Here is a 15,335-nt window from a genome sequence, read left to right on the forward strand (position 1 = left end):
ATACGATTGACTTTCGCACTAACCGGGTGATTTTTATAGCGGAGCGGCGCAAGCCGCCCGGTTATTCTCGAAGATCTTACTCACTACAACTATGCGGCTTGCGCGGCACCGCTAACAAAGAAGATGCCGTTAGAACCGCGGCTCGCGCCGTTGGCTGATTATAACAACGGCCCGCGATCCGTTCGATCTTCTCCCAAGTCTTAATGCTGACGATGCACTAGAACATCTCCCCAATGGCGACATCCAGCGCAGTCAGTAACGATTCATTTTCACCCTTCTCGCTTTTATTAGCGATGGAAACGTCTGAGATTGAGGATGCTTGCGTCGACGGAGTTGATTCACTCTCTTTTCCGACGATCTTCGCTCGATCCCGTTTGACGCCGGACGTTTCCGTATCAAGCGACCGCACTCGCGGTGCGTTCCGTGCCTCAGCGGTGTGAGGACGAACTGGTTCGCCTTGAGCCGATTCTTGCCGACTTGGCACGAACACTAATTGATTGATGACCATCAGGGCGTCCAAAGCGCTTACTCGCCCGTCACCGCTTACATCATAATAGTACTGTTCGTCGATTCCATTGTTAGTTCCGACTCCAAAGTCATTGTCTTGGTCGACTACAATCGAACTAATGTCCCCACCTGCAGCATTTAAATAATTAATGATGTTTAAGGCGTCGAGGGACGTGACGATGCCGCTGGCGTTGACGTCATGCCGATTGCGTGGGTTCTCAAGGCGGCTGCGTACCGTGTTGAGCGTGATCCTTGTGGGCAGGCTCTTAATGCCATTTTGATCTTGGACCGTAAAGTAAAGGGAGTCGATGCCGATAGTTCCGGGAGCGGGTGTGTAGCGGATTCTGCCATCGACCACCTCCGCCGAACCATGATGTGGACCATAGGATGCAACCGGTTCCGACCCTTGTACCGGTCCGTCAAGAATTATGATTGAAGTAAGATCCAGCGGCGTTTGAGAGACGAATTGCGATGCGATGTCCACCGTGACGCTTCGATTAATCGACGTGCCAGCAACAATCGTTTCACTGAAGGGACGTGCGACCAATTCCACGGTAGATTGATTGCTCAACGCATTCTGATCATCCATCACCGTGTAAACGAAGGAGTCATTGCCCATAAATGATTCAAACGGAACGTATGTCAACACACCATCGATCGTAAGAAGCTGCCCAAACTGGGGTGGTGTCGTGATCTCCATTGTCGAGGGGATGACTTCCCCATCGATGTCGAAGTCGTTACCGAGAGGATTGATCGGGCTGTTGCCTTCGATGTTGACGGCGATCAAATCGGCCTGGGTAACAGGAGCATCATTTGTGTTGATGACGTCAATCGCAAATTCGTCGGAGGCGGAGGTATTGCTCGGGTCGGACGCGGTGAGGTTGATGTTGATGGCCCCCACATCTTCGTTGGCTGGCGTTCCGCGAAACGTGCGGGTCGCAGGCGTGAACGTCAACCAATTCGGGAGTGACGAACCGTCGGCGAGTGTCGCGATGTAGGTGAGTACGTCGCCGTCGGCATCGCTGAACGTGTCGGCAGCGAACACAAATTGGAACTCGGTGTCTTCGGTGGCCGTTTGGTCGACAATGGGGCTCAGCAGGATTGGTGAGTCATTGGTGTTTTGAATTGTCAGCACAAAGTCTTGGGTGGCCGATTCGCGATCGGGGTCGCTCGCGGAAATCCTGACGTTAATCTCGCCCACATTGGCATTGAGAGGCGTGCCACTGAAAGTTCGGCTGCTCGCGTCAAACGATAACCAATTCGGCAGTGCACCGCCCCTAACCAAGGTCGCTGCATAGGTCAACGCATCATCGTCTGGATCGCTGAACGCATTTTCTGGAATCGTGAACGAATAGGCTGAGTCCTCCAGAACAAATTGGTCCGTGATTGGATTAGCAACGACGGGTCGTTGGTTTGGCGTTTCGTTATCTATTACGAAGATATTTCCCGTGGCGTCGGCATGCGATTCCGCGGAGGCGGTGACAGTGACAGTTTGAGCGCCGTCCAGATCGAAGTCGTCCACTCCGGTAATCGAGAACGGATCGGAGGTTGATTGGCCGGCAGCAATCGTGATCGTGGTGGGGACCGTTGCTTCGTCGCTGTCGCTGGTGCTGAGCGTCACCACGAGCGCTGACGTGGTGTCTGTGTTGCGACTGACCGTGGCGTTGGTGGTGCCGCCGTTTTCGAGAATCGAATTGGCACCGATCGAGATTGTGAGCGTCGCCAAGTCGTCATCGCTGATGTCAACGGTGTCGTTTCCAACAGCGTGTCCGATCGCAGCGGCATTGATGGTAACGGATTGCGTACCGTCAACAATCTCATCATTCACACCGGTGATCGTGAACGGTACCGAAGTTGCCTGACCTGCTAGGATGGTGATTGTCGCGGGAACCTTTGCCTCGCCGGTGTTACTGCTGGTCAAAGTGACGGCTAACGCGTCTGTCGTGTCAGTGTTACGGCTAACGATCGCGGTCGTCGTGCCGCCGTTTTCGCTGATCGACGCGTGCAGAATCAGTACGGTCAGTTCGGCCTCGTCGTTATCGGTCACGTCGACGGAGGCGACGCCATCGCTGTGCGCCGCGGCACTGGCGATCAGCGTCACGGATTGTATTCCGTCGACGACCGTGTCATCGACACCGGTGATTGCAAACGGCGCGGACGTTAATTGGCCCGCTGGAATTGTAACGGTTGCTGGAACCGTTGCTTCGCTGGTGTCGTTGCTGCTGAGCGTCACGACGAGCTCGGAGGTCGTGTCCGTGTTGCGACTGACCGTGGCGGTCGTCGTGCCGCCGTTTTCGGAAATTGAAGATTCGTCGATAGTAAGATTCAACGTTGGGTCCGGTTGCGGCGAGTTGAACTCAAACCAGTTGACTTGGAAATTGAATCCCCCCATTTCAAGTCGAATCACACGCTCGGAACCGTCCCAATTGCTCAGGTCGACATCTTCGAGAGTGACCGTTTGCCAAGTCGACTGGCTACCGGTGAGCGGAACACTGACGGTTCCTAATTCCGTAAAGGTCGTGCTGGCGGCATCATCGGCAATCAACATGCGAACCGTTCGAGTCGTGTCGTTGCCGCTGGCGGCTAAACGGACATCGATGTCATAAGTTCCGGCGACGATATCGGCGGTGTACTCCAGCCAGTCATCAGGGTTGGGTTTGCCGACCGAATACTCAGCCCCGTCGTCGGTGGTGGCGTAGATGTCCACATCCACGTCGGTACGGAACTCGTTGCCTTCATTACCTGCCGTCGTGTCGAAGTAAGCGACACCACTGCCGCCACGGTCAAACGCTTCGGCCTCGATGCGCGTGCCATCCTGCACCGTTCGCTGCGTAAACGGAACTTGGCCTCCGATTTCAAAGTGGATGGTCAGCGGTGTGCCTGCCGTGCCAGTTAATCCGGCTCCGCTGTAGGGTGTTACAACCACAGTGTGTTGGCCGTGCTGAAGTGTTCCCGCGTTGAAGTCCCCTGCGACATCACCGAACAAGGCAAACGGTGCCACGCTTTCGGTCTTGTCAACCGTTGTCGCTCCCGAAAGAGCGAAGCCGATGCTTCCCACTGCAGGATTCGTCGTCGCGTGGATGTTCAAATTCATGGCTTCGCTTGCGGTGAGGTTGATCACCGCACCATCGGTCAGTTCGACGATATTCTCGTCCGTGTCGGCGTTGACCAACCAGACGCCTGTCACTTCAGGAGCCTGCACGATGCTGTATTCCAGTACATGCAGATTGGTTCCTGTTAGGGTGGGCGAGTCTGTGTTTTCCTGAAGGAAGATGGAAAGAACGTTGTCGTTCAGCAATCTCTCTTGATCAAGGAGTGGTGTACCAAGGAAGTCACGATGGTCTTCCAACAGAATGTCCCACTCGCTGTAGCCACCAGTCGCCAGCTTTTCAGCGCCAGCAATGATCAAAATATTGTTACCAGATGACGGCGAGAGATAGGCAGCATAGAGATTGTTATTACTGTCAAATCCAATGCTGGCGCGTGAGCCGACACGCCGATCGGTTGGCAACATGCTCTCCACCCATTCGCCAGTACTCGGATCGCGGTAATGGTGAAAGTAGGCGGAATCTCCTTTGAAGAACAGTCCGTCACCTGGCTCCCATTCGAATCCCGGTTCTTGGCGACGGTGATACATCAGGGCGTGGACACCGCCTTCCCCATCGACCGCTTGGCCTTGTTGATTGATCAATGCCTGGCGCAGATCGAGCGACTCGACAATGATTCCGGGAGAATTGATTGAGATGGTCGCCCCCAAATTTTGGCCATCGTTATTCTTCCAAGTACTTCCGTTGTCGTCACTATAAGCGTAGTTAATGTCGTGGTTGCTTCCTTGGGAGTCTTCACGCCACGTCCACGTCATGTGAATTCGACCGTTGGGATCCACGTCCACGCCGTTGAGATAAGCATTGCGAGTGGTACTCACGGAGTTATCGATCGGGTTGGTGTAGGTTCCTGCTCCCGAGATAATCGTTTGAGTCAAATCCCCTGAGGTATTGCCGTTTTCATCAACCCACCGATGGGGCAAAGCGGCTGATGAATCGTAGCGGACCAGTTCGATATCTCCGTTACCGCTTCCGCCCTTACGAAACGTCATCAACATGTTGTCGCCGTTATTGATGAAACGTGGATAGGTGACGTCTGTCAAACTTGCTGAGTTACTATTCAATGAATCACGCTCAGCGTTAAAAACGTGCCAGTTCGATCCCGTCGCTCTGCCGGTAGGTGTTGTTGCGTAACGCAAATCATCTTTATGCATATCATAAGCCAGGTGCAGTCGCCCATCGCTCGCAATCCCAAGTGAAATGACGTTGTGGGAGTCCCAAATGGCTTTGGCATTAACCATATCCAGACCGGTATCCATGACCTCCCACGTATTGCCCGATAGATCGCGCCGCGCGATATTGATCCCAATATCAGCACCCACTCCATCACCCGTACCACGGTTATACCACGTCGCAAACTGGTAGCCGTCATGGGTCAAAAGAGGTTCGGTCCTGTACGGGGATCCATTGGCATCTCGTGAAAACCGCGCGCTGTCAGGAAATACCAATGCCTGTGAGTCAAGCACCATGTCTGCGGTCAAATTCAGCGATGCGGCCAGCAATCGGCGGCTTTCCAGTGCCTCCAAACGCAGCGTCTTCCTGCGTCGAGATTTCAGTCTCGCACGACTGGATTTGGATCGATTACGACCGCCGAATTTACTGCGCAATCCTCCAAGAATTGACCGACTTCCAGCCATCACCTGTTCATTTGGGAGACCGTTCATCAATACCTCAATTGTCCTCGATATGCTTTTTTCGAATACTTGTATGCAATTAACGCTTAGGTAGCGCCGACGCGACGCCGCGATTAAAATTCTCGGCGCCCAGGTTGACGACGTTTCGCAGTTGCGTGTTGGTGAGCACCCCTTTCCACACGGCAACATCGTCAATCAATCCTTTCCAGAATTGATAGCGGTCGTCTGTGGGTGGTTTGTCGGGGCGTCTACCAATCGTGAAATTGCTCACGGATTGTTGCGATGTCATCGCGCCGTCCATGGCGACAAGGCTTCCGTTGGCGTAGAGTTTTAATCCGTCCGTACTACTTACGGTCATCGCGACATGAGTCCAGTTTTTCGGTGCTACCGTCTTGATGATGGAAGCGGCGTCCCTATTCCGATCAATTCCCGGAAACACAGCGGCAAGAAAACCATTATGGCCGACCATCAGGAACGCCCCTTTGTCACCGGAACGCTGCGTACCCGCGATGTACATCCGCTCGGTGGTTGAGTCAGGGAGGATCCACGCAGCGATCGTGAAATTGGACTTTGGTAAGGGGTCTGTGCCGGTGGCTATGAAGTCACCATCGCCGTCGAATTTGGCGGCTTGGCCCACTCGACCCGCGACGAAGTCTGTATCGCCACCAAGTTTTCCAGGGTGCGAACCGGTCGAATCGTTGGCGTCCCCGTCTAGCTTCCAATGTGCGATGATCGTGGCATCGTTTTGTAGAGCGGCCGGATCGTTCCGCGATGCTTCCAACCGGCGTCGCATCGCGTTAATGAATCGGTAATCGACGACTCTACGACGCGTTAATGTCTCGCCGCCTGCTTCAACGAATGCCGCTTGACCAGTCGTCATTCGAATTCTTTGCCTCGGCGTATCTTGATCCGGGGCGCATGAAAGATCCACAGAACCGGTCAAAACGATGACATCCGACGCGCCGTCACCGTGCACCTGCAAGGCGAACTCGGTGCCTAAGTCTTCGACGGCTGCGTTAGGCAATTGGATCGTGAACCCTTTGGCTTGCGGGCCTTCGACCCATGCAAGTAGTTTGCCAAACGCGAGGTAGCCCGAGTTGGAGGGGCTAGAGATTAGCAATGAAGGACGAGTATCCGAATCGTCATCTTCCGTTGCTCCGACCTGAATCAATCCTCCAACCGTAAAGTTCGCAGGCCCTTCCAGGATGACGATGACGCCCGTTTTGTATTTCAACTCGGCCAAGCCGGAGCAAAGCATCAGCTGTTGGCCCGCAGACATGCCTCCGCCGTTGGGAGCGTCGCCATCCCAGACGGCTTCGTCGCTCCAAACCAGCCGAGCAATTTCACTGTTAGTTGCGGCGATATCCGAACGATGCGGATCCCAGTTGTCAGTAGCGAGCCAGACTGCGAGCCCACAACAGATTAAGATCACTGCGGCAGAAGCCGAGACGAATGCGGGATGCCGGGACCACCGCATGACAGCCGCTTTGAATCCTTCCCCGTGGCTGACCGCCAGTTCGCTCAGGTCCAGCTTGGGAATGTCGAAGTCGCCCCACGGACCGAGTCCACGATGAATGCGTGACAATTCGGAGTGCTGCGCGACAAGGTCAACGTACAGCTCCTGGGCTGCAGTGGACTCAAGCAGCAAGGCGTTCAGCTCGTCGCGTTGGGCGGGCGTGAGTTCGCCATCGATCTGTGCAGCAAACAATGCATACAGGCGTTCGGAATGATCTGGGACGCGACTCACTGTCCTGCCTCCACGGCAATTCTGCGCTGGACGCAGGCGATCAACGCCAGACGGGCACGCTGAAGCAACTTGCTGACCGCATTCGGCGTCGTGCTCAACCGATCGGCAATCGATCCGACCGCGGTGTCTTGCTGATACCGCCACTGGATGACGGATTGTTGCCGGGGGGAGAGTTCTTGTAGGCAGAGCCGCAATTGGCGTTGGTGGTCGCCGAAAAACTCGAGACGCGTTTGCGAGACATCGGCCAACCGCTTGAGCACTTCCTCGCTGAAAACCAGCTTGTCACGCGACTGCGAACGCCGGTGATGGAGCACTTGGTGGTAGGCGATTTTGCAGGCCCAAGCCCAGAAGCTGGACTCTACTCGGAAATGATGCCGCTTCCGCCACAAAATCAGATTGGTTTCTTGCACCAGATCCAATGCCGTCTGATATTCCAGCCCCAGCGACTCGACGTAGGTCACTAACTGAACCTGATGCCGGTTCATCATCGCAACATACCGCTCAGTCTGAGCGTCTGAGTCGCATTCGTCGCCAGGATGGTCACCACGGGCGTCCAGCATTGAGCGTCCTCGGTTAGTAGAAGTAGAAGAGTGATCCGTGTGTCATAGAAGTCCCGGTCAAAGCGGAATCTGCCGTAGAATCTCGCAAGAATTCTGATCACGACTCTCGGCAGCGTTCTCGACATCAATGCCACTTCTGTTTTCAACACCGGTGCGGCTACCACGAGAAAGTGGCCGTTTAGAGACTCGCCATCTTCAAGCCCAAACACCGCACGAATGTCCCTTGAAAAGAAGGCCGGTGTGGGCCGCCCAAATGAGCGGATGTCAAATTTTTGAGCCCAGATCCGCTGAACCAATTACCGCCATCGGCTCCACGTGTTAGATGCGCAGATGAGAACGCAAACACCGCGCTGTTACATCCCGCCGCGGGCAAGAAATTTTGCGACTATTCCCGTGAGATTCGCCAATTTGGCTACGAAATGACAAGAACGCAGCTTGGCTGCGACCTCACCGTGATTTCTCAGCGAACGCGTTTTGTATCTTCACACGTAATGAGTGCGAAATTTGAACATCTTCCGTCTCTGGCATCCTGTGGAGGAGGAGGTCTTTCGAACTGTCTTTGTCCGCATGCGTGCGTGTGTTGACGGAAGCCGGCCGGCATTCTCACTTCTTGGCGGGGGATGGTGATGACTCGGAGAAGAGTTGCAATAGATTGATTGCTTCACCGAAATACTCGACGCAATGCATTCTGGCATCGACCGACAATCCGATACGTCACCCGCCTTGCCAGCCGATATAACGACCACGGCGTCGCTCAATGAGTCGACGCTGGACCTTTTTGTGGCTGACCAGGACAGCGAGATGTTTGAACGTTGAGTTGGCAAAGCGTCAGTATGAGTCCGTTGCGATGCGTTACCCCGAGTTCACGCTGCCTCCGCTTCTCGGTGAAGCGAGAAGTGCACGCGGACTGACTGGACAACGCCACGTTCTGGAAGACGTCTTGGAGCTTTCGCCTCCCACATCGTTGAGGCTCTCGGGACATTGGTAGTTTTAACGCTACTCTTAGCGGAACGGCGCGAGCCGTCCGGTCTCACCCCTGTTTTCACTGCGACAATAGCGCTCCCAAATCCTGCTTTATTGACGGAAACTTCACAACGACCACTGGCCCTTTCGTGTCACCGTTGGCTTGTCTGAGGGACCAACCTCTAGCATTGCCTTTGCCCCAAACGTGCGGGTGGGACGTCGACTTGATCACTGCGGGATCTCAAGAGTAGCGGAATGACGCGTGCCGTCCGGTAATGTGGGACCGGACGGCTCTACGTCATTCGACGTCTCTGCTGCACTGTTGGCAGTTGGCAGATTCCGCAAACAGACCCGAAAAAGAGGATTTGTCTGAGGGCATCCAACGGACCGGTACGCTGAATGGTCGTTTGGCTGGCGTTCTGATAAGTTGAATGCGGTTACTTTCGGTACGTCCACGCACAACTCGGCATCATGCTGCGAAACACTCTCATCTTTATTTGCGCGGTGTTGCTCACGCCGTTGGCAAGCATGACTTCGGCGAGCGCGCAAATCACCGTCAAGAAAACACTGTCGATCACAGGTACGGTCGAATCGGTCTCGGCGGCGGGATTGGTCGTGAAGGATGACAGCGGGAAGGCGCACACCGTACGCGTCCAGCCGGTCGACCAGGAAAATGTGGCGTTGGCGGATGGGCGTTTGCTCCGCTTTCCGGCCGAGATCCAGGTCATCGGCAACTATACGATTGATGATTTGAAAGCGGGACAGACGATCCAATTTCAAGGCCAGGTCAATCGCGTTGGCCGTACCGCGGGCGAGATCCAAAACATTTCGCTGGTCAGTGGCGCGGAGGCATCAAGCGGCATCCGGGTGATTGAGGAAGCGAGCGGCACGGGAGCCTTTTTCACTTGCGAAATCGTCTGTCAATTCACTCGCGTCAGCAACGGACGTCTGCTGGTCCAGGTCCCGGCCAACAACGGCTTCACGCGCAAGCAGGTTCTCTCGTTTCAGCTTGCCGACGACGCGACGGTCAGTTTCCAGAGCAACGACATTCGCCGCGCGGCTGCGGGTAGCAAAGTCGTGCGATTGGAAGCGGCACGACTCAACACAGGCGACCTTGTTGCCAAGGCGGTCGAAATCGAGATCGGCGGCGAGACAACCGCCCGCGCCAGCGTCGACGACAAATTATTGGCCAGATACCGACATCTTTCCGACGAGCCGCAACCGCCGCGTCTGGTTCGCTCGTCGCACTTCGCATTCATGACCGACGTCTCCGATCGGCAGGCGCGGATCATTCTCGACAAACTGGAAACGATGGCCGGGTTATTGACCAAGTACTTCGGCCGCGCCCCGACCGGCGTGGTCGAAGGCTTCGTCGTTCGCGACTTAAGCGGCTGGCCCAACGGGCTGTTGAAGGAGCCGGCGGGGATCGCAAAGATTGAGAGTGGCGCAGGGATCTGCTTCAACTCGTCGCTCGGATCTCAGCGGCGGGCGGTGTTGTACTCGTGCGACGATCATGGCGTGGTTCAACACGAATGCACGCATGGCTTTTGTTACCTCGCTTTCGGATCGACCGGACCAACCTGGTTGTCGGAGGGTGTGGCGGAAATGGGGCAGTATTGGAAAGCCGATCAACTGGCCGTCAACGTCAGCCCGACGGTGATGTCGTACCTGCAACGGGCCGAACCCAAAAAGAAGCTGCTGGAGATCGCCGTGCCCGGCCGAGTCGACGCGGGGACTTGGCAGGACTACGCGTGGCGTTGGGCGCTCTGCCACTTGCTAGCGAATAACCCTAACTACGCCGATCGCTTCAAACCGCTGGCCATCGCTTTGATGGAAAAACGCGAAGGCGTCAGTTTCGCCGCCGTTTACGGGCCGGTGGCACAGCAAATAGCGTTCGAGTACGACCTGTTCCTGAACACACTCGACAACGGTTACCGCGCCGATCTCTGTGCGTGGCAGTGGAATGAACGATTCGCAGCGCTGCAAGGCAGCCGGCGTATGCAAAAGAAAATCGCCGCGGCGTATGGCTGGCAGGCCAGTGGCGTGACATTGGAGAAAGCCGTGTCGTACGACATTGCGTCGGTAGGCACTTGGAAGATCGCGCAAGACGGCAGCGAATACGACGCCGACGGAGATAGCGATGGCCGCGGCAAATTGGTCGGAGTGATTTTTGACGACTTTCAGCTTTCCGACCCGATACCGATCGGCAAACTCAAACGCTTAGAGGCGGTATCCGACGGGCAACTCTATCTCCGCTGTCAAGACGACTGGAACAAGCTGGCGGACAACGAAGGAGAACTGACCGTCCACGTCCGCCGAACACCCGAATCGTGATTGCCAAACTGCCATGGCGTTAACGGTATGTGGCATCACCAAACAGGTTTCCGCTACGAGCAAAGGGATACGCTGTGCGTGCGTAGGACGGTCGGTCGGGTGATGAAGTTAGGCGTTTGGAACAACGCCGGTCCACGCCAAAACTCGGAGCAAAAAATTTTGTAGATTTGTTGTCCGTATTGGATGGACGCTTCACATCTCTAGCTCAGGGAACTCGAGACGCACTTCGCGTCGAAGACGATCCCGGACCTGGAGTCATGTGAAATGAATCGAAGCAACCGCGGCTTGTTGGCAAAGTTTTTCTCTGACCGCTCCCGATCACGTCGCAGGAAAGGCCACGACACGGCCAGCAAGAACCGTGTCATGATCCTGCAAAGCCTGGAAGAAAGACGAGTCATGACTGCCTCGCCCTTGACGGCGGGGGTTTCCAATGACACGCCCGCCGCCATCCATCTGGCATCCTTGATTGATCAAACCTTCGCCGCAAACTCGCTTAAGACAACATCCTTTAGCAACGATGAAGAACTTCTCAATCTGCTAGCGGTCCAGGCGGCCAGCCATTTTGGGGAAATCTCGTCGGCGATCGGCAGCAACTTGAGTGGGCTCGGAACGATCCCCGCAGTCGGCGATGAGATTCTCGCCGCCATCACGCCGGTGATTCGCTCGGCGAACAGCATCGGCAACGTTCAAGGCGATACCCGACAGTACTTACGCGCTCGTGGGATTGAAATCAATTCCGTCGCCACCGCTCAGGAAGTCTACGCGGGAACCCATGGCGACCTTTTGGTTCTGACCATGGATTTCACACAATCGCTCGCCAACCCACTGACCGTGTCGGCTGCTGGGAATCTGGGGTCGAATGATGGAATCCGATTGACGCTCGATGGCACTCTCACGGTCACTCCCGACGTGCACTATCAATTGACGTTTGGCCTCGATCATGAAGGGCGATTCTTTATTGTCGAGGGAGCAACGGTCCATGTCAACGTGACGGCCGATGGTGAACTTCATGGCACGGCCCACATCCCCAATCTCGCGGACGTCACCGCCCAGGCCACCTCGGCAGACAACCGGCATTTGTTCGTCAGTAGTTTGGATTTCTTGTTCAGCGATTTCGACGCAATTGCCAACGAACGCTTCTACTTGGCTGGGGTAGATGCAACGAACCTCGCAGGCTTGTTGGCTGATTCGAGAGCGGTTGATTTCGCAGCAACCGCGGACGCCGAGGTTCAGTTTCAACTCGACAACCCGCTATCACGCTTGCCAGCATTTCTTTCCAACCGATTGCAAGGTCTCTTCCCATCCCAACTTACTTGGTCTGCTGACGTGCATATCGATGCAGTCACCCAGGCATTTGATCTAGAAATCCAAAGCGAGTCGATCGCTGCGATCGCGTCGCTGCTCGGTTCAAACGATTCGCTGCAGGACGCGTTGTTTCAATTATTGATCGACGAAGTTGCCACACACAATCCATTACCGGATGCGGTGCAAACGATGCTGGGTACCAAAATCCCGATACTCGAGCAATCTCTGCTGGATCTACTGGATGTTCCCGAGGAAGCCCAGTTTTTGATCGCACCGGAAGCGTTCCGCGGCAAACCTTTGGCCGAAGTGGCCAGGAATGAGAACGGCAATCGATTTGATTTCGGCTTTGATCTGTTTGAACCGATCAACCTCACCCGTTTGCTCAGCGGCCAGTCTTATGAAATCCTCAGTCTGGATTTACACCAACGTTTTCAGGCCGATGGAACACCCATCACCGTCATGCCCGAGACGCTTCTGTTCAGCTATCTCGGAATCGCAAACGTCACGATGGAAGTCAACCTGATCCCCAGCATGTTCTTCGAGTTTGACGTTCAGATGGGAATTGACACCCAAGGGTTCTATGTCGAGGCGGATCCCGTCAACGGAGTGAGCGATCAGGCGAACATCACGTTCGGCGGTGGGATTACGGGACAAATTGTCGGGGAAGGGGACCTCTTCTTCGTTTTGGATCTCGTCCGGGTGACGGCCGAAATCGGGTTGGAGGCATTCGGAGGTTTCACCTTCATCACCGAAGCGAATTCGGACACGAAATTGCGTCAACTCACGCCGGCTAACTTGCTTGTGACGGCGGGGCTTGACCTCAACCTGGGATTGAAGGGCGAGGTCGGCCTGCTGGACTTCGGCATTCAGCGAAGTGTTCAACGCGAGATCGAGCGACCGCTCTACCGCTACGAAATCGGCACAATGGCTGATATTCAGGATCAGTTGAATTCGTTCAAGGAACAGTTTCAACGAGAAGGAAAGCTAGCCGTCTACGCGGGGGCTCCTTTGGACCCGCACATTGCAGCCGCAGCTGCGGTTCTGCTCTATCAGGACCTGCAAAGTATCGGCGGCACAGCGCGGGCGATGATCCAAGACCTGCGTGTGAATTTAACCAACACGGCCAAAATCCTGCACGGAAACATGAACGTGGGACTTGGGGAATTGGTGCGTGTCCTCAAGAATGATGTCGGAGCGTCGGTCGCCGATATCGGCAAGACACTCTTTCGCGAACTCAACGTGGGGGTCGGTGAGTTGACCGGTCTGTTGCGCCGTGAAGCCGCCGCCAGCGCCGGTCAGATTGCGCAGTTACTCAAAGAGCTCGGTTTTGGCCTCTCGGACATTGCGAGAAATCTTTTCAACCAAGCGGGTGCCTCACTTCAAGATGTGGCCGGTGCGCTCGGCAACCTCAGCCGTGACATCGGGCAAATCGCAGCAGCACTGAACACCCGAGCCGGTGCGACGTTGGATCAAATTGCCGCAACCTTATACCGTAACATCCCGTGGACGAACGCGGATCATGTCGCGCAGGGTCTGGGAAGCATTTCACGAGATGTCAGCGGCATCGCCAATGCGCTCAAGAATAACGTGTCGAGTAACCTCAACACGATTGCCTCCTCGATGTGGTCAATCTCTTGGACGACTACGAATCAAATCGCTCAGGGCTTAGGCAGCGTTTCGCGGGATGTCAGCGGAATCGCTAACGCGCTCAAGAACAGCGTGTCGAGTAACCTCAACACGATCGCCGCCTCGATGTATTCGATCTCTTGGACGACTACGAATCAAGTCGCTCAGGGCTTGGGCAGCGTTTCGCGGGATGTCAGTGGCATCGCTAACGCGCTCAAGAACAACGTGTCGAGTAACCTTAACACGATCGCTTCCTCGATGTGGTCGATCTCTTGGACGACATCGAACCAGATCGCGCAAGGCCTCGGCAGCGTATCGCGGGATGCTGCGGGAATCGCTCGTGCTTTGTCGAGTCAGTTGAACCTCAGTTATCGCAGCGTCGCAGATGTCATGTGGAACAGCATCTCTTGGACGAGCGCCAACGACGTCGCTCGCGGGATCGGTGCTTTGACAACGAACGTGAACTCGATTTCGGACGCGTTACAGAACGGGGCGAGACTAGCGGCATCGACCGTCTCCCAAGCAACCAGCAACGTGGCTCGAGCACTCGGACTGCCCTCGCCATCGGGTGGCAGCGTTCAAGTCGGTGGAATCTCGATCCGCTGGTAGTACCAGCCGAACCACGCTCGCTGTGCCGCTAAATGACTTAGCGGAACGGCGCGAGGCGTCCGGTCCAACACCGAGTTTGAACGCTGACAAAACACTCGCTGGACAGCGTTACTTCTTGGCGACTTCGCCTCTCACGTAGCGGAGCCTCTCCGAGGCGGTGAATCTATTCGTCGGGGGCGAAGCAATGTGGCCGTTTGCTCCGCAAACGAAGCATACGGAAACGCTCGTTCGCGGAGCGAACGGCCACACTAATAACTTCATAACCTCTCCGAGGATCCGGCAGCGAGCATCAAGCGTAATTCTCGGTCTCGGAGAGACCGAGCTACGTGAAAAATAACGCGGTCCAGTTAGTGAATTATCCAGCCTGGAATCTCAGGTTGCTCGAATCGGAAGGCAAGCGTCGTATCGCTAAGCAGGTAGGCAGGAATAATTGGGGGAAATCCTATGAGCCATTTGAGCTTTAGCCTGGAGTGCAAAATCGCTGGAATGCTAAATGGTTGCGAAGACGCGGAGATATAAAGCCGCGGAAGAATTGCTTCCATTCCTAGTCGCAATAGCGACGGCACGTGCAAGCGCCGGACGTGAGTCCGGGGGCGACGTCGCCCGCCGCAAACACCAAGTCGCGAAGCGATGACAGATGCCGCTCCCGATGGTTCATTCGTGCGTCCACCCGTGTTTTGTGTCGTCGCGTTGCGACTTGCTTCGCTTTGTTTTCCCAAACCACGGACTCACGTCCGTGGCTTTTGGATCTCGTCACTATCGTGACTAACCATTCGCGAATTACTTGATCCAGCTAAACGCGAAAGGGATAGCGACACGTCTTGTCCAGAACAAAATTGTGACAGTCCAGTGATAGCCTCGGTTGAAAGTAGGAACCATGATTAGCAACAATTGACCGATATACCGAAAAACTCCAGCCTACGTGCTTAAGCAGGTATGCAGGAAT

Annotated in this window: 6 protein-coding genes; 3 read left to right on the forward strand and 3 right to left on the reverse strand. The window is 55.3% G+C overall.

Annotation, left to right across the window (positions count from 1 at the left end):
* Nucleotides 1-217: 217 nt before the first annotated feature.
* The 3 genes from NB063_RS02550 to NB063_RS02560 are packed head-to-tail and all read right to left on the reverse strand — an operon-like array spanning nucleotide 218 to nucleotide 7,552.
* Nucleotides 218-5,275, reverse strand: a complete 5,058-nt coding sequence (locus NB063_RS02550) for a BNR-4 repeat-containing protein (protein ID WP_250927162.1) — start codon at nucleotides 5,273-5,275, stop codon at nucleotides 218-220.
* Between the two features lie 49 nt (nucleotides 5,276-5,324).
* Nucleotides 5,325-6,992: a LamG-like jellyroll fold domain-containing protein gene (locus tag NB063_RS02555; RefSeq protein WP_250927163.1), complete on the reverse strand. Its 1,668-nt coding sequence runs from the start codon at nucleotides 6,990-6,992 to the stop codon at nucleotides 5,325-5,327.
* Nucleotides 6,989-7,552 carry a sigma-70 family RNA polymerase sigma factor gene (locus tag NB063_RS02560; protein ID WP_250927164.1) on the reverse strand — a complete coding sequence of 188 codons (564 nt, stop codon included), beginning with the start codon at nucleotides 7,550-7,552 and terminating at the stop codon, nucleotides 6,989-6,991. Before NB063_RS02560 ends, NB063_RS02555 begins: the two co-directional genes overlap by 4 nt.
* A gap of 681 nt (nucleotides 7,553-8,233) precedes the next feature.
* On the opposite strand from NB063_RS02560, the gene NB063_RS32175 reads away from it, so the two are divergent.
* The 3 genes from NB063_RS32175 to NB063_RS02570 all read left to right on the forward strand — a co-directional run bounded on the left by NB063_RS32175 (nucleotide 8,234) and on the right by NB063_RS02570 (nucleotide 14,389).
* Nucleotides 8,234-8,368 carry a hypothetical protein gene (locus NB063_RS32175; protein ID WP_261367166.1) on the forward strand — a complete coding sequence of 45 codons (135 nt, stop codon included), beginning with the start codon at nucleotides 8,234-8,236 and terminating at the stop codon, nucleotides 8,366-8,368.
* A gap of 618 nt (nucleotides 8,369-8,986) precedes the next feature.
* The gene (locus tag NB063_RS02565; RefSeq protein WP_250927165.1) at nucleotides 8,987-10,849 is read left to right on the forward strand and encodes a hypothetical protein; all 1,863 of its coding nucleotides are present in this window, start codon (nucleotides 8,987-8,989) and stop codon (nucleotides 10,847-10,849) included.
* Between the two features lie 396 nt (nucleotides 10,850-11,245).
* Nucleotides 11,246-14,389 (forward strand): methyl-accepting chemotaxis protein, encoded by a 3,144-nt coding sequence (locus NB063_RS02570; RefSeq protein ID WP_250927166.1) that lies wholly within the window; start codon nucleotides 11,246-11,248, stop codon nucleotides 14,387-14,389.
* Nucleotides 14,390-15,335 lie beyond the last annotated feature (946 nt).

Source organism: Aporhodopirellula aestuarii (genome assembly GCF_023701485.1).
Classification (GTDB): domain Bacteria; phylum Planctomycetota; class Planctomycetia; order Pirellulales; family Pirellulaceae; genus Rhodopirellula; species Rhodopirellula aestuarii.

Coding starts and splice junctions, on each gene's coding strand:
- NB063_RS02560 (WP_250927164.1), bottom strand. CDS start 7,552: ATGCTGGACGCCCGTGGTGACCATCCTGGCGACGAATGCGACTCAGAC.
- NB063_RS02570 (WP_250927166.1), top strand. CDS start 11,246: ATGACTGCCTCGCCCTTGACGGCGGGGGTTTCCAATGACACGCCCGCC.
- NB063_RS02565 (WP_250927165.1), top strand. CDS start 8,987: ATGCTGCGAAACACTCTCATCTTTATTTGCGCGGTGTTGCTCACGCCG.
- NB063_RS32175 (WP_261367166.1), top strand. CDS start 8,234: ATGCATTCTGGCATCGACCGACAATCCGATACGTCACCCGCCTTGCCA.
- NB063_RS02550 (WP_250927162.1), bottom strand. CDS start 5,275: ATGAACGGTCTCCCAAATGAACAGGTGATGGCTGGAAGTCGGTCAATT.